Source organism: Leptolyngbya sp. AN02str (genome assembly GCF_050565595.1).
Taxonomy (GTDB): Bacteria; Cyanobacteriota; Cyanobacteriia; order Elainellales; family Elainellaceae; genus Kaiparowitsia.
Genome location: NZ_JBNXVR010000049.1, coordinates 29,600 through 48,034 on the forward strand (window position 1 = coordinate 29,600; position 18,435 = coordinate 48,034).

General features: G+C 52.9%; 15 protein-coding genes. 9 read left to right on the forward strand and 6 right to left on the reverse strand.

Annotated elements, in window-relative coordinates; all coding sequences use genetic code 11:
- Positions 1-10 precede the first annotated feature (10 nt).
- Together hemJ and ACQ4M4_RS25005 are read right to left on the reverse strand one after the other, a co-directional pair.
- Positions 11-613, reverse strand: coding sequence for a protoporphyrinogen oxidase HemJ (gene hemJ, locus ACQ4M4_RS25000; RefSeq protein WP_430687200.1), 603 nt, complete (start codon positions 611-613; stop codon positions 11-13).
- 130 nt (positions 614-743) lie between these two features.
- Positions 744-968 carry a DUF2811 domain-containing protein gene (locus tag ACQ4M4_RS25005; RefSeq protein WP_430687201.1) on the reverse strand — a complete coding sequence of 75 codons (225 nt, stop codon included), beginning with the start codon at positions 966-968 and terminating at the stop codon, positions 744-746.
- Positions 969-1,805: 837 nt separating this feature from the next.
- On the opposite strand from ACQ4M4_RS25005, the gene ACQ4M4_RS25010 reads away from it, so the two are divergent.
- From ACQ4M4_RS25010 to ACQ4M4_RS25050, 9 genes are all read left to right on the forward strand, one after another.
- Entirely contained in the window at positions 1,806-2,627 is an 822-nt protein-coding gene (locus ACQ4M4_RS25010) for a prepilin peptidase (RefSeq protein WP_430687202.1), read from the forward strand.
- 212 nt (positions 2,628-2,839) lie between these two features.
- Complete coding sequence (locus ACQ4M4_RS25015) at positions 2,840-3,064, forward strand: putative signal transducing protein (protein ID WP_430687203.1); 225 nt, start codon at positions 2,840-2,842, stop codon at positions 3,062-3,064.
- Positions 3,065-3,151: 87 nt separating this feature from the next.
- A complete protein-coding gene (gene accD, locus ACQ4M4_RS25020) occupies positions 3,152-4,099 on the forward strand; it encodes an acetyl-CoA carboxylase, carboxyltransferase subunit beta (RefSeq protein WP_430687204.1) in 948 nt (315 codons plus the stop codon).
- A 57-nt stretch (positions 4,100-4,156) separates the two neighbouring features.
- On the forward strand, positions 4,157-4,450 hold the full coding sequence (locus tag ACQ4M4_RS25025) for a hypothetical protein (RefSeq protein WP_430687205.1): 294 nt from the start codon (positions 4,157-4,159) through the stop codon (positions 4,448-4,450).
- 101 nt (positions 4,451-4,551) lie between these two features.
- A complete protein-coding gene (pip, locus tag ACQ4M4_RS25030) occupies positions 4,552-5,499 on the forward strand; it encodes a prolyl aminopeptidase (RefSeq protein ID WP_430687206.1) in 948 nt (315 codons plus the stop codon).
- A gap of 227 nt (positions 5,500-5,726) precedes the next feature.
- Positions 5,727-6,818 (forward strand): redox-regulated ATPase YchF, encoded by a 1,092-nt coding sequence (gene ychF / locus ACQ4M4_RS25035; protein ID WP_430687207.1) that lies wholly within the window; start codon positions 5,727-5,729, stop codon positions 6,816-6,818.
- 157 nt (positions 6,819-6,975) lie between these two features.
- Positions 6,976-7,413 (forward strand): DUF6918 family protein, encoded by a 438-nt coding sequence (locus ACQ4M4_RS25040; RefSeq protein ID WP_430687208.1) that lies wholly within the window; start codon positions 6,976-6,978, stop codon positions 7,411-7,413.
- Between the two features lie 454 nt (positions 7,414-7,867).
- Positions 7,868-8,443, forward strand: a complete 576-nt coding sequence (locus ACQ4M4_RS25045; protein ID WP_430687209.1) for a Uma2 family endonuclease — start codon at positions 7,868-7,870, stop codon at positions 8,441-8,443.
- Between the two features lie 310 nt (positions 8,444-8,753).
- Positions 8,754-11,786, forward strand: coding sequence for an EAL domain-containing protein (locus tag ACQ4M4_RS25050; RefSeq protein ID WP_430687210.1), 3,033 nt, complete (start codon positions 8,754-8,756; stop codon positions 11,784-11,786).
- Between the two features lie 29 nt (positions 11,787-11,815).
- On the opposite strand, the gene ACQ4M4_RS25055 is transcribed toward ACQ4M4_RS25050, so the two are convergent.
- The 4 genes from ACQ4M4_RS25055 to hpsL form a co-directional block, all read right to left on the reverse strand.
- Positions 11,816-13,450 (reverse strand): alpha-D-glucose phosphate-specific phosphoglucomutase, encoded by a 1,635-nt coding sequence (locus tag ACQ4M4_RS25055; protein ID WP_430687211.1) that lies wholly within the window; start codon positions 13,448-13,450, stop codon positions 11,816-11,818.
- 311 nt (positions 13,451-13,761) lie between these two features.
- Complete coding sequence (gene hpsO, locus ACQ4M4_RS25060) at positions 13,762-14,976, reverse strand: hormogonium polysaccharide biosynthesis glycosyltransferase HpsO (protein ID WP_430687212.1); 1,215 nt, start codon at positions 14,974-14,976, stop codon at positions 13,762-13,764.
- Positions 14,915-15,910, reverse strand: coding sequence for a hormogonium polysaccharide biosynthesis glycosyltransferase HpsN (gene hpsN, locus ACQ4M4_RS25065; RefSeq protein ID WP_430687213.1), 996 nt, complete (start codon positions 15,908-15,910; stop codon positions 14,915-14,917). Before hpsN ends, hpsO begins: the two co-directional genes overlap by 62 nt.
- A 769-nt stretch (positions 15,911-16,679) precedes the next feature.
- Entirely contained in the window at positions 16,680-18,314 is a 1,635-nt protein-coding gene (hpsL, locus tag ACQ4M4_RS25070) for a hormogonium polysaccharide biosynthesis protein HpsL (RefSeq protein ID WP_430687214.1), read from the reverse strand.
- Positions 18,315-18,435 lie beyond the last annotated feature (121 nt).

The window sequence follows — 18,435 nt, forward strand, 5'->3', positions numbered from 1 at the left end:
GAACTCAGGCTTAAGACGCAGTACCACTCATTTCCGTCTCTGCAACCGACCCATCCGGTAGGGTAGATGCGCGCTCTCGCTCAAGCCGACGCTTGCGTGCATAGAGCTGAATCGCCGCTGCAAATGCAATCACCATCCCAACAATGCCCCATGCCGTCGCACTTGTTGGCAAATTGTTTTTGAAGATTGCCAACATGACAACCACAATAAAGAGAATTGTTGGAATTTCATTGAACCAACGAAACTGTTGGCCCGTCATTTTGCACTCATCTGCGGCGAGCTTTTTCATGAGCCTTTTGCAGTAATGGTGATAGCCAATTAACACCACCACAATCGCCAGCTTTGCATGCAGCCATGGCTGCTTTAGCACCTCTGGCTCTGTCGTAACCAAGCCGATCGCCATTGCAATGGTGAGCAGCATGGCCGGCGTCATAATAATGCTGTAGAGGCGCTTCTCCATAATCTGGTACTGATTTTTGAGGATGGTGCGAGCCGGCTCCGGTTGTTCGTAAGCTTCGGCATGGTAGACAAATAGACGCGGTAGGTAAAACAACCCTGCAAACCAAGCCACAATGCCGACAATATGAAACGCTTTGAACCAAAGGTAATTCATTGAGTTCGCTCCTCTCCCTCCAGAACCCTGATCATAGCGTCGTTTCGCACCACCATTAATCAGCCTGTTACGGTCTGTTACGGTTCGCAATCATAATTTGGGCGTACCATGCCCAAACCCTGCGCGAAACCTATACAGCGTGCTTAAACAGCGTATCGAGGTAAACCCGTGCTGCACGACGATAGCTCAATGCGCTGTTGGGATTTTCGCTAGTGCCGTTTTGCAACAAAAACAAAGACAACGCAGCGCTAAAGACGCGATCTTGATCCCAATCGGGGTGGGTTTCGAGGTAGCCCTGCAACGACTCATGAAGCTCTTCGGGAATTTCGGCCAGGATGCTAACAGTTGCATTCATGTTGTAGAAACCTCAAACGTTTTGGAGCGGGTGGACAGAAACAGCGAACAGACAGCCAAAAATTTTAGACAATTCAAATTGCTCGCCACGGAACGCAGCAGAACCGGGCGTAGAATTGTCTGTTTTGGAATCGCTGACGAAGCTGGTGACACCTTGTGCCCTGCCTACTCAAACAGGCAGAAGCGAGCAACTCGTCCCTATCGCCAGACGCTTCACAGTTGGTAATACTTTGCAAGTCCCTCTGTGGATTAATGGCTTACTCAGGTCGGAGCGCTTTCTCGGATGTCGCATCATTGTGCGATGGCAGAAAAGGGTTGTCAACGCTGCGAAATATGAAGAGGTTCTTCAGGTTTAAAACAGACTTACGAAAGAATCAGGGTTTTGGCCTTTGTTTCTTTACGTTAGTTTACAAAAAAACGGCTTTTATGAGAATGCTGCGGATCGAAAGCGTATTCCCCAGCAATTCCCCCAATGCCCCATGCTGTCGTTCGACCCTGTGGAAAAGATCGGAACGCCTGTGGAAAACTTTCTCATACTTGTGGAAAGCGTGTGGAATAAGTGGGGAAAAATCTGCTGAAAGATAAGAAATGCAAACTTTGGAAAAACCGATTGTTTTTAAGAGGATGCACAAGTTGGCGTAAATTTTTTTCGCGATCGCCCTGTACAAATGTGGCCTGTGTTACTAAACTCTGCGTTCAACAAAATTCGACAAAAATCTAGGTTGGGCGATCGCCTGATACCTCGACTCGGGCTGCGAGTAGATTAGTTGGGCCGGCTTAGGCGAAGATTGAACAGGAAAACCGCAGGGCTAACTTGAAACCTGCATTGGGACATGAGATGGAAACACTCGTTTTGGCAATCCAAATTGGGTTGGCGTTTGTGGTGGGGGCATGTGTCGGCAGCTTCCTCAATGTGGTGATCTATCGCTTGCCTGCGGGGCTGTCGCTCCTGCATCCGCCCTCCCGCTGTCCTGTGTGCTACACACCGCTTCGACCCTATGACAATGTGCCAGTGTTGGGGTGGCTGTGGTTGCGCGGTCGCTGCCGTCATTGCCAAACTCCCATTTCATTGCGCTATCCCCTGATTGAAGCAGCGACGGGGTTGCTATTTGTCGGGATATTTCTCAGATTTGGCACTTGGTTCCCCATGCTGGGGTTTTGGCTATTTGTCAGCTGGCTGATTGCGCTTTCATTTATTGACTTAGACACGATGACGTTGCCCAATCCCCTCACTCAGTCTGGATTGGTGCTGGGGATCGTGTTTCGGGGGCTGCTGGGGTGGTCTCTCGTGGGCTCCGGGCGGGATATGGCCCACGCACTCATGAACAGCATTTTGGGCGCGGGCTTGGGCGTGTGGATGTTTACGCTTATTGCGGTGGTTGGCACGTTGGTGCTGGGGCAGGCGGCCATGGGCGGCGGTGATGCCAAACTGGCCGCGATGATGGGTGCGTGGCTGGGCTGGCAAGATTTGCTACTGGCGAGCTTTTTGGCCTGTGCGATGGGGGCGTTTGTTGGGGGTGGGGCGATCGCACTCGGACTGATTAGCCGTCGTCAACCTATGCCCTTTGGCCCTTTTTTGGCTTTGGGAGCGATTCTCACGGTCTTTTTTGGCGAGTTTTTGCTATTGGGATACCAGCAGCTCTTTTTTCCGTCGTTGTAGCTGTGATGTGGTGGTGGTTGAGAATTCCCAGGATTCGAGGAGAATGGGTTCGTCAGGGTTAGCGAGAGTGGCTTCTCGCCCCAACTTTTCGCCCCAAACTGTCGAACGCTCTCCACAACGGTGTTTTGTGGGGTAGCACTTGGCCGTTGTCTCGGCTTCTCCCGTGCTCTGATAAGATCTGATCCGTAGTCTGTTTCCCGTATGAAGTTGGCGTGACTTGGGTAACGCTTAAAACTACCAACGCTCGCTGGGAAGCTGAAATGATGCAGCAGCTTCTGGCCGCTCACGATATTCCGTCGCGAGTGGTGAATCAGGGAATGCCGCATTTTGGCTGCGGTACCCCGGCTGCCCTGGAGGTGCGGGCCAGCGATCGCTGGACGGCCCTTTTGCTGCTGAGCCCCGTCGAAGATGACGATATCGCCCAAGACTCTGCTTAATCCCTTGCGCCTTCCGTTGCGTTTTTCCACTGGTTTGCCAAATGACTGCTCCGGTCGCGCTTCGTCCTTTCGTTAACGAGTAATCCCATGTCCCTGTTTGATTGGTTTGCTAATCGCCGCAAGTCTGAACCTGTAAGTCATGAGCGCCAAGAACGCGAAATTGCCGATGGCCTGTGGAGCAAGTGCTCGGAGTGTAGCGTACTGACTTACACGAAAGATTTGCGAGCCAATCAAATGGTGTGCCCGGAGTGTGGACACCACAATCGGGTGTTTAGCGATGAGCGCATTCGTCAGTTAATTGACGGGCACAGCTGGCGATCGCTCGATGAGCATCTTCAGCCCATCGATCCCCTCAAATTTCGCGATCGCAAAGCCTATGGCGATCGCATCCGCGAAACCCAAGAAAAAACGGGGCTAAAGGATGCGGTGGCGACTGGTGTTGGCACGTTAGACAATTTGCCTGTTGCTCTGGGAGTGATGGACTTTCGGTTTATGGGCGGCAGCATGGGCTCGGTGGTGGGCGAAAAGCTGACCCGATTGATTGAACGAGGAACGCGCGATCGCATCCCGGTGATTATTGTGTGTGCGTCTGGCGGTGCGCGCATGCAAGAAGGCATGCTGAGCCTGATGCAAATGGCCAAAATCTCCGGTGCATTAGAGCGCCATCAAGAAGCGGGCTTGCTCTACATTCCCGTGTTGAGCCATCCCACAACAGGTGGGGTAACGGCCAGCTTTGCCATGTTGGGCGATATCATCATTGCCGAACCCCAAGCAACGATCGCCTTTGCCGGACGCCGGGTGGTCGAGCAAACGCTGCGTGAAAAGCTCCCCGATGACTTCCAAACGGCGGAGTATCTTCTGACCCATGGCTTTGTTGACTTGATCGTGCCGCGCACTCAGCTCAAGAGTACGCTGGCTCAACTGATTCAGCTACACGCACCCAAGTCTCAGCCTGCACACCATGCCGAACCGCAAGCCGCTGGTGTGGCCCATGTGCCCGATGCGTTTCCCTTTCCCACCATGACCCCCGACTAAACTCTAGGTCTGAGGACGACAGGAAAGGCGATCAGCTTGCAATCCATTCAGAATCTAATGTCAGCGCTTTACACAATTCAAACTCTGTTTCAAGATCCCCCCATTCCCTACGAGCCTCAAAAGCACACGCTGAAGGGCTGGGCCAAGTATTGTTTGCAAATTCGCGGCTTTAAGGTGGTGTATGCCGACAAAGCGGATTTTGCGGTACAAACCCCAACTCACAAGCTGTACTTTAATGTTGCAACAGATGTGGAAGGGCCAGGGGAGGCTCGCGATCGCCGAGTGGCCTGGATTGTCTGGCATGATCAAACCAAGACCGCTACTATTACTCCACCCGATGCCGAGGCGTAATTGGGTGTGTTTGAGAACCAGCCCATGGGGTTGGGTAGGCCAGGTTCTTTTCTGAACGGACAAATGGTATAACTCTACGGTTACTAGCGATCGCCACACCCATGCGTGAACCCTATCCCCCCATCGAACCGTTCCACACCGAAATGCTGAAGGTGTCGGAACTGCACACACTGTATGTTGAGCAGGTGGGCAATCCTCAGGGTAAGCCTGTCGTGTTTTTACACGGTGGGCCAGGAGGCGGATGCAATCCGGGCTATCGACAATTTTTTGATCCCAAACGCTGGCGCATTGTGCTGTTTGATCAGCGAGGCTGTGGCCGCAGTACGCCCCATGCCGAGCTAGAGGGCAACACCACATGGGATTTGGTCAGCGATATTGAGCGAATTCGTGAGCATTTGGGGATCGACCAATGGGTGGTGTTTGGCGGCAGTTGGGGCAGCACGCTGGCCTTGGCCTATGCCGAAACCCATCCCGATCGGGTAAAGGGGCTGATTCTGCGCGGTATTTTCACCCTGCGCCAGAAGGAACTGCTGTGGTTTTACCAAGAGGGATGCAGCTACATTTATCCCGATGCGTGGGAGAAGTACTTGCAGCCCATTCCACCCGAAGAGCGGCACGATTTGATCGGCGCATACTACAAGCGGTTGACCAGTGCTGACCCGGCGGTGCGCTGGGAGGCGGCGCGAGCCTGGTCGATTTGGGAGGGGAGCACCAGCCGCCTGTTCCCCGATGCCAATATGGCCGAGCAGTATGGCCGGGTGGGGTTTGCCGATGCCTTTGCCCGCATTGAGTGTCACTACTTTGTGAACAAGGGCTTTTTTGAAACCGATGATTGGCTGTACCGCCATGTCGATCGCATCCGCCATATTCCAGGGGTGATTGTGCAGGGACGGTACGATGTGGTGTGCCCCATGGTGAGCGCTTGGGACCTGCACAAGGCGTGGCCAGAGTCAGAGCTGTTGGTGATTGCCGATGCCGGACACTCCATGAATGAGCCGGGAATTCGCACGGCGCTACTGGATGCGGGCGATCGCTTTGCTGATTTATAAAACGTCGATACCCCTGGAGCTCACGAGATCTTAAGGAGTCTCACGAAACTGTTGAGCCGATGAGCCGAGTATGGCTCAACGCATCCTACTTTGTAGCTGATAGCAACCCTTCGCGCTACGCTGGTATATTGCGTGTGTGTTTTGGGAGTGCCTGCGCGATCGCGCTCGACTGCTTCTGCTAAAGCTCATACCTGTTTGTCCAATTCATCACATCATCTTTCGTCATCATGCTAAGAGCCGGAATTGTTGGACTGCCCAATGTGGGAAAATCCACTCTCTTTAATGCGGTGGTTGCCAATGCCAAGGCCCAGGCCGCAAACTTCCCCTTTTGCACCATCGAGCCGAATACGGGTGTGGTGGCTGTTCCAGATGAGCGATTGAACAAACTGGCCAAAATCTCAAGCTCCGCAGAAATTATTCCAGCGCGGGTGGAATTTGTGGATATTGCCGGATTGGTGAAGGGTGCCAGCAAGGGCGAGGGGTTGGGCAACCAGTTTTTGGCCAATATTCGCGAAGTGGATGCGATCGTGCATGTGGTTCGCTGCTTTGAGAATGACGACATTATTCACGTGGCGGGTTCGGTCGATCCGGTGCGGGATATTGAGGTGATTAACCTGGAGTTGGCGCTGGCAGATTTGTCGCAGCTTGAAAAGCGGGTTGATCGCACCCGCAAGCAAGCCAAAACCAGCAAAGATGCCCAGGTCGAGATGGGTGTGTTGGAGAAATTGCTGGTGGTGTTGAATGAGGGCAAGTCGGCCCGGTTGGTGGAGCTAACGGAAGAAGAAGAGGCGCTGATTAAACCCTTGGGCCTATTAACTCGTAAGCCGGTTATTTATGCCACCAATGTTTCGGAAGATGACTTGGCGACTGGCAATGAGTGGGTGGAACAGGTACGGGCGATCGCCGCTCAGGAAAATGCCCAGGTCGTTGTCGTGTCTGCCCAGGTGGAATCTGAATTGGTAGAGCTGCCACCCGAAGAGCAGACCGATTTTCTAGAAGCGTTGGGCGTGACGGAAGGTGGCCTCAAAACCCTAATTCGCGCGACCTACGAGCTGCTCGGGTTGCGCACTTACTTTACCACTGGCCCCAAGGAAACTCGGGCCTGGACCATCCGAACCGGCATGGTTGCGCCCCAGGCAGCTGGGGTTATCCACACGGACTTTGAGCGGGGCTTTATTCGGGCGGAAACCGTGGCCTACAAGGACTTGATCTCCACGGGTTCTATGGCGGCGGCCAAGGAGAAAGGGCTGGTGCGCAGCGAAGGCAAGGAATATGTGGTGCAGGAAGGCGATGTCATGTTGTTCCGCTTCAATGTGTAAGGGAAATGGCAGGAGCGAGTTCCCAGCAACCAGCCATATCCAGGAAAAATTCACACTCCTGTTAAGAGTGTCAAAAGATTGCACGATTACCCTGGACTTTGCAAAGGCGGGTCGGTAACAAGGAACTAGCAAACACCGAGGTTTGAGACAAAGCGATATGGGTCTTAGCGAAAAGATTGCCGATCAAACGACCAAAAAAAACTTAGTAGCCGACTGCACCAAGCTGATTGATGAGCAGGTTGCTGCGAAAGGTGGCGTGTCTGGTCTTGCCCTCAAGGCCGCCTATGGCGTTGTTAAAGGCGTTGAGCCAAGCTATATTTCTGGCGCAATTCAGCGCTTGCTGCCCGATGCTTTGGCGGCGCTCGATCCCGTTTGGAATGAGGGAGTGCAGTCGGGTGACCCGGTGCAGTTTTTGATTCAAAACCGCTCTCTTACGGCAGATACGCTGCTGAGCGTGACTGATGCCAAGATCGAGCGGGCTCAAAATGGGGTTGTTCGCGGGGCATACAGTAAGCTGCGGAAATCGGTCAAGGGCGATGTGGAAGCAGCGGTTCCCGGCTTGGCCCAAATTTTAGGGACCCACGTTCAAGGTTAATTTCAACTCACTGTTTTGTGGACATGAAGGGTTGATGCTAGTAAGGCATCAGCCCTTTTTCTATGTCAGCCCCACTGGTTGGAGTAATGCTTAACGCCCATCGTTCAGGAGTTGGGATCACATGATTGTAATACTGTTATGGGCGAAGAATTTCAACTCACTTGGTATACCCGCAGGTTTAGAGGATGTCTGAGAAGTCAAAAAATAGCTCTCATCCCCCAGCCCCTTCTCCCCAAATTTGGGAGAAGGGGAGCTGCAAACCCTTTCCCCTCGCCTAAATTTGGGAGAGGAGAACACAAGGGGTGAGGGAATCTCGAAAAGCAAGGGAACAGTCGAAACAACTGCTAGAAATTGCTAAAACAGGAGTAGAACGGGCGATCGAAACGGATGAAGCGACAGCAACGATCTGGATCAATCAGCAGCTAAAAGCCTTGGGGGTGAAAATCTCATGATCATGCAGCTTGAAGAAAAAAGGATCTATACCCCTGAAGAGTATCTTGAGTTTGAGGTGAACTCAGAAACGCGGCATGAATATATCAATGGAGAAATCATTCCCATGACTGGCGGCACCCCCGAACATAATGAAATCGCCAGTATCTTGAATGCTGCCTTGAGAGTGGCTTTGAAGGGGAAACCATACAGCATTTTTGTCGCCGATCAACGGCTTTGGATTCCTGCTCACAATCTTTATACCTATCCTGATGTGATGGTTGTGCCTCGTCCACTTGAACGACAACAGGGAAGAACAGACACAATCACAAATCCAATTATGATTGCTGAAGTGCTTTCCAAATCTACAAAAAGCTACGATCGAGATGAAAAGTTTTCGGCTTATCGCACAATTCCATCATTCCAGGAATATCTTTTAATCGATCAATACAGCATGCATGCTGAGCAATATTTTAAAACTGACACTCACCAATGGCTCTTTACTGAATATAGCGATGCAGAGTCTTTGCTGTCGCTCTCATCCATTCCATTTGAAATTCAATTAGCGGATCTCTATGAGAATGTAGAACTTGAGTCGTAAACGGCGGAGCTTCTTTGTTTATGGTCAATCTTGCCATTGCGTTACCACAAGCTTGCCGTTGCAATACCAATGGAGAGCGTTGCTGAGTTTTGTCACAAATAGCAATAGTAAATGACAGGATTTTCTCTATTCGACTCTGTTCTGCGCGAAGGCTTTTGCCCCGATAGCGGCTGTGATGTGATGGTGCAGTGCGTCTAATAATGTAAAGGTTAAGACAATGTAAAATCGCCGCCGTCACTGCCTCTAGAGAGCAAGGCATACTGAAAGAACAACCCACAGCGTTTGTCTCTGCTGTGTGGGGGTTGATGAAATGGTGTTGAAATCGAGTCCGGTGCTGCTGGGCCAGTTGGTACGTCGAGTTCCGCTGCGCTTGATATTCATTGTGCCCTTTGTTGTGCAAATCGTTGGAGCGGTTGGGCTGACTGGGTGGCTCTCCATTCGCAATGGTCAGCAGGCGGTCAACGATGTCGCCATGCAGCTCCGCCAAGAGGTGAGCGATCGCGTGGCTTATCGATTGGATGACTACCTGGCCATGCCTCATCTCATCAATCAGCTCAATCGCAATACCATTCAACGAAGATACTTAGACCCCAACAATTCGGCTGCACTGTATCAACATTTTTTTCAACAAGCTCACGATTTTCCTAACATTGGCTCCATCTTTTTTGGCACGCCAGAGGGAGAGTTTGTTGGCAATGGACAAATTGAGCACGGAACCCATCAGCTGATGATTGCTGGCCCCTCGCAAGGGGGCAGTATCCGCTTTTATGATGTGGATGAAGACGGCAAGCAGCAGCGGTTGGCTCAGGAAACCCCCAACTTTGTGGTGCAGCAGCGGCCCTGGTATAAGGCGGCGATCGCTGCTGGTCAGCCTACCTGGGGCGATATTTTTATGTATCATGCGTTTCCGGTGTTGGCGTTGCCAGCCTCGGTGCCAGTGTATGCCGATGATGGCAGCCTGATTGGCGTTGCAGGAAATAATTTTTTCTTATCGCAAATTAGCGACTTTTTGCGGACCTTGCAGGTTGGGGAACATGGCCAAATTTTTATCGTGGAACCTTCGGGCCTGTTGATTGGCAGTTCTACCCCAACGCCGCTGTTGCAGGTTGAGGGCAACAAGGCTACGCGCATTCATGTGCTGGAGTCGGGCGATCGCCTGCTGGAATCCACAACCCAGGCGTTGTTGCAAGAGGTGCCCTCGCTGCCCCAGCTAACTCGTACCATGCAGCTCGACTTTTTCCTGGATGGCAGTCGCCAGTTTGTGCAGGCTGTGCCTTACAGAGGTCCGTTGGGGCTGCAGTGGATCATTGTGGTGGTAGTGCCCGAATCGGACTATATGAGCCGAATTCAGGCCAATACTCGCAGCACCATCGTGCTGTGTATGGCGGCGTTGGGCTTGGCAACGGCTTCGGGAATTTTGACATCCAGCTGGCTCACGCAGCCCTTGGTGCGCCTTAATGATGCAGCGAAGGCGATCGCCCTGGGCGATTTTCAGCAATATCTGCATCCCACCAGTGGCACCCAACATATTCGTGAAGTTGAGGAACTCAGCGGCTCGTTTAACCAGATGGCGTCTCAGCTTCAGTCTTCGTTTGCTGAGATGCACGCGCTCAACTTTGCCCTGGCAGACAGCGAAAGTCGGTTGCGGCAATTTCTGGATGCGCTGCCTGTGGGCATTGCCATTCACGATCGCTCTGGGCAACTCATTTACACCAACCAACTGGCCCAAGATTTGCTCAATGCTCACCAGTTTCAGCCGATAGCAGTGGATCAGCTGGCTTCGGCCTTTCAGGTCTATCAGGCGAGCACCAATAGTTTGTACGAACCTGAGCAAATGCCAGCCATTCGAGCCTTGCAAGGCGAGTTTGTGCAAACGGAAGATCTGGAGCTGCGACGAGAGAACAAAACGATTCAGCTAGAGGTGCGGGCAACGCCCATTTTCGATCACGAGGGGAAGGTCATTTATGCGATCGCCGCGTTTCAGGATATTAGCCAGCGCAAGCAGGCCGAAGAGCAGCTGATTTACAACGCGCTGCACGACACGCTGACCGATTTGCCCAACCGCAACCTGTTGATGTCGCGGTTGGAACTGGCGATCAACTGGGCCAAGCAGCACGAAGATTATTTCTTTGCGGTGCTGTTTTTGGATATGGATCGGTTCAAGGTGATTAACGACAGCTTGGGGCATTTGGCTGGGGATGAGCTATTGATTACCATTGCTCACAAGCTGCAAGCGTTGATTCGTCCGACTGATTTGGCGGCGCGGCTGGGGGGCGATGAGTTTGTGTTGCTGCTGGACGAAATTGAGGGAATTCAAGATGCGGTGCGGGTGGCAGAGCGCATTTTGCAAGAGTTTCGTTCGGTATTTGAGCTGGATGGACGAGAGCTATTTCTCTCAACCAGCATTGGCATTGTGATGGGCGATCGCTCCTATCAGCATCCGTCGGATGTGTTGCGTGATGCCGATTTGGCGATGTATCAGGCCAAGTCTAGCGGCAAGGCGACCTATGCTGTGTTTGATGCGGCCATGCATGCCCAAGCGCTAAAGCGACTGCACCTGGAAAATGATTTGCGAAAAGCGATCGCGCGACAGGAGTTTGTGGTGCATTACCAGCCCATTGTGGCGCTGGGAACGGGCCACATTGTGGGATTCGAGGCGTTGGTGCGCTGGCAGCACCCAACCCGTGGGCTTGTGGCACCGGGGCAATTTATTGCGATCGCCGAAGAAACTGGGCTGGTTCATACAATTGACAATTGGGTGCTACGCCAGGCTTGCACTCAGTTGGGTATCTGGCAGCGGCGCTTTCCTCAGTTGTCGTCTCTAAAGGTGACGGTGAACCTGTCCACGCGGGATTTGTGGGAACTGCGACTGGTGGAAACGCTGGATGAACTGTTGGCGATCGCTGGCCCCCTGCATCCCGGTAGTCTGATGCTGGAAATTACCGAAAGTTTGCTAGTGGAAAATGTACCCGCCACGATCGCCCTACTCATGCAGATTCGAGAGCGCGGCATTCAGGTGAGTGTGGACGACTTTGGCACAGGTTACTCATCGCTCAGCTACCTGCACGAATTGCCCATTGATACCCTCAAAATCGATCGATCGTTTGTGGGGCAAATGACCCGACAGGGCAAAAACTATCGCATTGTTGAAACGATTGTGCAGCTCAGCAATCAGTTGGGGCTCGATGCGATCGCCGAAGGGATTGAGACCCACTCGCAGTTGGAATATCTGCGCGAGTTTGGCTGTGAATATGGCCAGGGCTATCTGTTTGCGCAGCCTGTAACGGCGGCTGTGGCCGAGCGCTTGTTAGAAGATAGCCCCTGCTTCAACCTCAAGGTTTAGAGCTGACGCAGGGGCATAACTGACCCTCATCAGGTGATGACGGTTGGCTTGTCCATGCCAGTGTATTGGCGAATTTGGGCGACTTCTTCCGCAATGTCGATCAACGGCTTGAGTGCGTCCTGGGCATCCAGGTTGTGCTTGGCGATGTTGGGCTCGTAGCTTTCTAAATACACCCGCAGCGTTGCGCCCTGGGTGCCTGTGCCCGAAAGACGAAACACAATGCGCGAGCCATCAGTAAAGCCAATGCGAATGCCTTGCTTGCTGCTGGTGCTGCCATCCACCGGATCGGTGTAGCTAAAGTCGTCGGCATAGTCTACCGTGTAGCCACCAAGCGGCTTGCCCTTCAGGCTGGGCAACATGTCGCGCAGCTTGGAGACTAGGGTATTGGCGCGATCGCTATCCACCCCTTCGTAGTCATGCCGCGAGTAGTAGTTGCGGCCATACAGCTGCCAATGTTCGCGCACAATGTGCTCAACCGACTGTTGGCGCACCGCCAGAATATTGAGCCAAAACAGTACTGCCCACAGGCCGTCTTTTTCACGCACATGGTTGGAGCCTGTGCCAAAGCTCTCTTCGCCGCAGAGGGTGGCTTTGCCCGCATCAAGCAGATTGCCAAAGAACTTCCAGCCAGTGGGGGTTTCGTAGCACTCAATGCCCAGGCGATCGGCAACGCGATCGGCAGCGGCGCTGGTGGGCATGGAGCGGGCAATTCCGGCAATGCCATCTTTGTAGCCGGGAACAAGCTGAGCGTTGGCCGCCAGCACCGCCAAACTATCGCTTGGGGTAACAAAGAAATTGCGACCCAAAATCATGTTGCGATCGCCATCGCCATCCGATGCCGCCCCAAAATCGGGGGCATTGTCCCCAAACAAAATCTCCACCAAGTCGTGGGCATACACCAGATTGGGGTCAGGATGTCCATCGCCAAAGTCCTCAAGTGGCACCCCGTTCATCACCGTTCCTGCAGGGGCTCCCAGGCGATCTTCAAAAATTGCCGTGGCATACGGCCCAGTAACGGCATGCATAGAATCCATACACATGCGGAAGTTGGTCCCTGTGAGCAGTTGCCGAATGCGATCGAAATCAAAGAGCGATTCCAGCAATTCCTGATAGTCCGCAACGGAATCAATCACCTCCACCACCATGTCGCCTACGGTGCTGGTGCCCAGCTCATCCAGGTTGATGTCTGGCACATCCAAAATGCGGTACTCGGTGATGGATTTGGTGCGGGCAAAGATCGCCTCGGTTACCTTTTCGGGTGCGGGGCCACCGTTGCCAATGTTGTACTTAATGCCAAAGTCGCCATTGGGGCCACCGGGGTTGTGGCTGGCAGAAAGAATGATGCCGCCAAATGCTCCGTATTTTCGAATGACGCAGGAAGCCGCAGGCGTGGAAAGAATGCCGCGATGTCCGACCTTGACTCGGCCAAATCCATTGGCTGCGGCCATTTTGATGATGGTTTGAATCGCCTGACGGTTGTAGTATCGCCCGTCGCCACCCACCACCAGCGTTTGCCCCTGAAATGCCTCCAGGCTATCGAAAATCGACTGCGTAAAGTTTTCGAGATAGTGGGGCTGCTGAAACGTGGTGACGGCTTTTCTGAGCCCAGAGGTGCCTGGCTTTTGGTCAGAAAAGGGCGTGGTTTCAACCTTGCGAATCGTCATTGGGTTTCGCCTCTCTCAAATGAAATCGATGGGATGCCTTGGGGCTACAAGTCTGCGATCCGTTAGCACTGTCCTATGGACTAGCCATATGGACTGTAACGCGATCTGTGTTCACTCTAGGGTTTGCTGATGGGCTCGTCTAGTGGCGAGGGTTACTCAGCGACAGGTTCGCCTGGACAATAGGTTACTCAGGCAACAGGTTACCCAAGCAATTAGGCTACCTCAACAACAACAAGCCGCGAGAAAAGTATCCCTGAGAATGGCCACCCTGACTACTGCTGTACAAAAGTTTTCACTGAATCTTGACTGGCCTAGTGGGTGGGTGGGTGCTCTTGGCTGAGCAACTGCTGGTAAAAGGCGAATTGCTGTTGGGCTAGAACCCGGTTGGTGTAATGCTGCAACACGCGATCGCGCCCTTGGGTTCCAAGCGTATTGGCCCAGGTAGGCGACTGCATGAGTTGGAGCAAGCGATCGCGCAGTTCTGCCACATTTCCTTCCGCAAACACCAGTCCGGCTGAACCAATGACATGGGGAATTTCGCCAGAGCTAGAGCCAATCACCGGTACGCCACAGGCCATCGCCTCAATTAACACATGGCCAAATTGTTCCTTCCATCCCACCGAGGTTAGGGTTTTGAAGCGATCGCTGGTTTGAGAAGGCAGCACCAGCACGCTCATCAGGTTTAGGTAGCGGGGAATGTCGGCGTGGGGTACGTTCTCAACCCAAATTAAGCGGTCGGCAAAGCCATGGGCGATCGCCTGCTCCATGACGGCTGACTTGAGCGAACCACGTCCTACGAGTAGCCATTTCCAGGGCAGATGCTGGAGTTCGGCTAGCGATCGCGCCAGGGTCAGCAGCCCCTTCTCTTCCACAAAGCGGCCCACAAACCCCACCACAAACTCTTGAGGCCCAATGTTCAACTGTGCAGCTAACGTTGGCTGTGGTTGTGGGGCAAAGTGCTGCTCATCTACCCCAAGCTGTGGCAACACGGTCAGTGGCCCACCATAGCCGCGATCGCGCAAAATATTGGCTCCATCCTGGTTTCCGGCGATGGCCCCGTGGGTATGGCGCAGGTTATAAGCTTCTAGCCATGCGGCTGGCCCACGCAGGCTGTAGGGCACATTCCACCACGTAAACACCACATTCTTGGCCCCAAGCCCCAACAGTCGATTGAGTGTAATGAACTGAGCATAGGCGATCGCTTTTGTGCCCTGCTCCACTTGAATCAGGTGGGGCCGAAATCGACGCAGCAGCGTAATCGCCTCCCAGCCAAAGCCCAACAACCCCTGATGCTGCTGGCTCCAGTTGGCAATGGGCACGACTTGAAATGCGCCCTCGTGGCTAGGCTGGCTGACCACCCGCCCCCATTGCACACCGCCAGGGGCCCACCACTTGGGTACCGCCACGGTTACGCTGACCTCGGGCGCAAGCGCTGCAAGCTGCCGCAGTTTGTTGCAGTTTAAGTCAACGGTGTAGGTATGGCTTACGACAAGAATCCGCATCGGGTTGGCTGTATCCTTGCCCATCACTCCATCGTGACTGTAGCGCTGTTCTCCCGGCTTGCAACAACCCCAGCAGATAAAAGACCGCTCGCCCCACAATCTTGATGGGCGATCGCTCCTTGTCGCAGGGGGCATGACCCAGCACATGGCAGTCAAACAGGCGCAGCGCAAACCGAACTTGTTGCACCACCGTGAGGTTCTTCAATGCCATCCAAAAATGGTTGTGGTAGAAGGTGATTTGGTATTGGGGCGATCGCACATCTAGCGTATGGCAGCCGCCCGTTTGTTCGCCAAAATGGGTGAGTTTGGCCGTGGGGTCATACCAAATCTGCATTCCTGTGCGCCGCACCCGCAGGCAAAAGTCCGATTCCTCGCGAACGGCACAGCCCCCAAATCGTTCGTCAAACCACAGATTCCACTGAAAAAATAGCTCTCGCCGAAACGACATGTTACAGCCACGGGCCGTAAGCACCGCTTGAGCTTGTAGGGTATTGCTAAAGTCCAGATAAAACCAGGCGATCGCCGGATCTTGGGCCTCCGGTGGTAAGTGAAGTTGAGGACGCACCAATGGTTGGTCTGTGTGGGCAGGAGGCAGCACCCGCCCCGCAACGCCTGCTGTTTCGGGATGCTGATAGTTGTGCACATGCGCCCACAAAAAGTGAGGCGGTAACTCCACATCGTCGTCGATAAACACCAGGATGCTGCCCATCGATCGCCGCACTCCATAGTTGCGTGCCGCTGGCAAGTTGGCCCATTCTACCCGATGCCATTCAATCAGCCCCTTGTCGCTCAAAGTTTGCAAGAGTTCGGTTGTGTCGGGGTCGTGGGCGATCGTTTGATCCACCACCAAAATTTCAACGTCGGGGTAGGTTTGGGCAAGCAGGCTATCCAACGTGTGCCGCAGGGGCTCTTCGCGATGGTAAGTAGGCACAATCACCGAAATGAGAGGAGTAAGCACGGTTTACCAATCCGGTAGACATTGCGAATGCTGTGCACGTGCGGCAGAATCCCCGCAAAGACATCGTTCCCCAAAATGACCCAATGGATAACGCCATGGTCACAGAACATCCTAGGGGATTCCACTGCTATTGACTCAAACATCGGTTAGGACCATGTTTGAGAAGTGGTTTTATAAGATCAATCATTGCATTTCAGCTAATCAATTGATCACAAAATCACAGGAGCTTGAGCCAGTTATTGATGCTTGGAGAAATAAGCCTCCAAGGGCGATCGCTTGGAGGCATCGAACGACTTAAAACTTGAGACGTTAGCCTCAAACATCAGCCTTAAACATCAGGTGAGTGAGAATGCTGAAACTTTAACTAAAAACACTTTCTTTTCTGCTCAACTTTGAATTGATCAAAACATTAAAGTTGATTGCATGGTCAAATGCTAGCAGATGTTTTTATTTGTTTGTAGTTTATTGAGGATTCTTCAGTTTCTATTTGAAAAAGATCATGAAAAAGTTGATGCAAAAAGGGCTTAAAAGATACTGCTTAAAGAACCTTCGTTGCTGAAGAGATTGGTTCTTCTCGATTTTGTGGATGTGTGGGCTGTCATGAATCTAATGCGCGATCGCATCACAGATTTAAGATTGACAAAATTTACAGATCCGGTATTCTCAAATCCGCATTGAAGAGCAAAAAAAGGCGGTTCGAGAACGGCCTTGAACCGAAGCTGATGTTTTGTTTGAATTCGGCTGATCGGCGGTTGTCTGCCGTGCAGCTTTAGGAGAAGCCAGCTCGTTTTCGGCGAAAGCGCTTGTGGCGTTGGGGTTGTTGAGTTTCGGCTTGGGTGAACCGTTCTTGGCGCTCTAGGTCGGGCAATCGTAAAATGACGCCTGCAAAGAACCAGTAATACACGGCAACGGGGTCAACATCGAGTGGATAAAAGTACGTGTTGTAGCTCACAAATACAACCAGTGCCCAGAGCGAAGCACCGTAGCGCCGCAGGGCGCGATCGCGCACTCTGCGATAAGCCTGAAAACACAAAATCACAAGGGCTGTGGCCATGACAAAGAAGGCCAGCATCCCCATTGGCCCAATTTCGTACAACAGTTTGGGATAGTATGCTTCGATGAGCTGGGTATCGCCCAGGGTGCGGGCTGAGTTGGTGGCTCGCCCTAGTCCATTTCCTAAGATTCCGGCTTGTTGCTCGATTACCCAGGTAAACTGATTCACGACAAATTGGGTGGGTGGGGAGGCGGCCCAACGATCTTGTAAGCTTTCCAATCGGGATGCCACAATTTCGGGATTGCTGAGGGCGGTATATCCAAAAAAGATGCCGAGCACAAAGGCGGGCGGCACAAAGCGTTTGGCGTCGGCTACTTGCCCAGTCATAACCAGCAAGGCTCCAAAAATGAGCGGTACGAGTACTAGCGCAATGCGCTGCCCTGATAAGACGGCCATCACAAAGATAGAGGCGATCGCCATGAGCCCAGCCGTTCGCCAGCCAGCCTTGGGGTCGTTAAATGCGGTAGAAAACGTGAGAAATGCCGCAGAAATGAGAAACCAGCCCCACTGCCACGGCGCAACGAACGTACCTGGCAGGCGAATTAACTCAAGCTGTGGTGTGTAGAGTAGGGCTCCCCCAAAGAGGCAACGAGCCTCTAGGGACGCTTTGTATAACGCCTCGCCCTGAAAATATTGGGTACCTGGGCAGTAGCCAATTTGTAGCAGCAAATATTGGACAAAAGCACAGCCACAGCAGGCCAGCACAACCACCACCATCAACCGCATCAGGAATAACAGATCGCGGCGATCGCGCAGGAGATAGTAAGCACACACAATTAGCGGAATGTAGCCTACCAGCACCTTGAGCCCCAAAATACCCATGAGTAGAGGGCTTTCGCCAGCTTCAGGCGACAATTGCTGTCCCCCGTTTACAAACAGCAGCGTCGCCAAACACAGCGCCACAAAAATTGTGACGGGGGCAATGAACTTTCGCGGAATGAGAATGGGCAGCTTCTCTCGGCGGCAGTACTGCACCACGCCAAACAGTGCCGGAATGTAGAACCCGTCTTTGGCTAATTGCAGGAGTGGGCTGTTGCCAATCAGGTAGGTGACGCTGCCGCTAAACGGCATGTAGATGAGAAATGCCCAAAGTGCCTGCCGGGGAAACTTAAACGACAGTGCTGTATACAGTACACCGATGGTGGCTCCCAACCCCAGTTTGACTCCTACAAACAACCCGATGGCGTAGCCAATGAGAACTGCAAACAGCACCGCAACGGTTGTAAATACGATGAATTCTTTGCGGAGCTGTTGGGCTTTTTGCCGCTGGGCCAGCCGTTGCTTGAGCGATGGGGGTGCCTTGGGCTGGTCTGCGGGCGGTGGGGCTGCCTGGCGGCGACGAAGTGGCACAAACGACGTTTGGGAAACTGCCCCTTTATTATGGACAGGACTTACGCAGTTGAATGATGTTTGGAGCGCTTAGCGCTCCAAACATCATTCAACCCCCTGGTTTTTCGGATGAAGTGCGTAA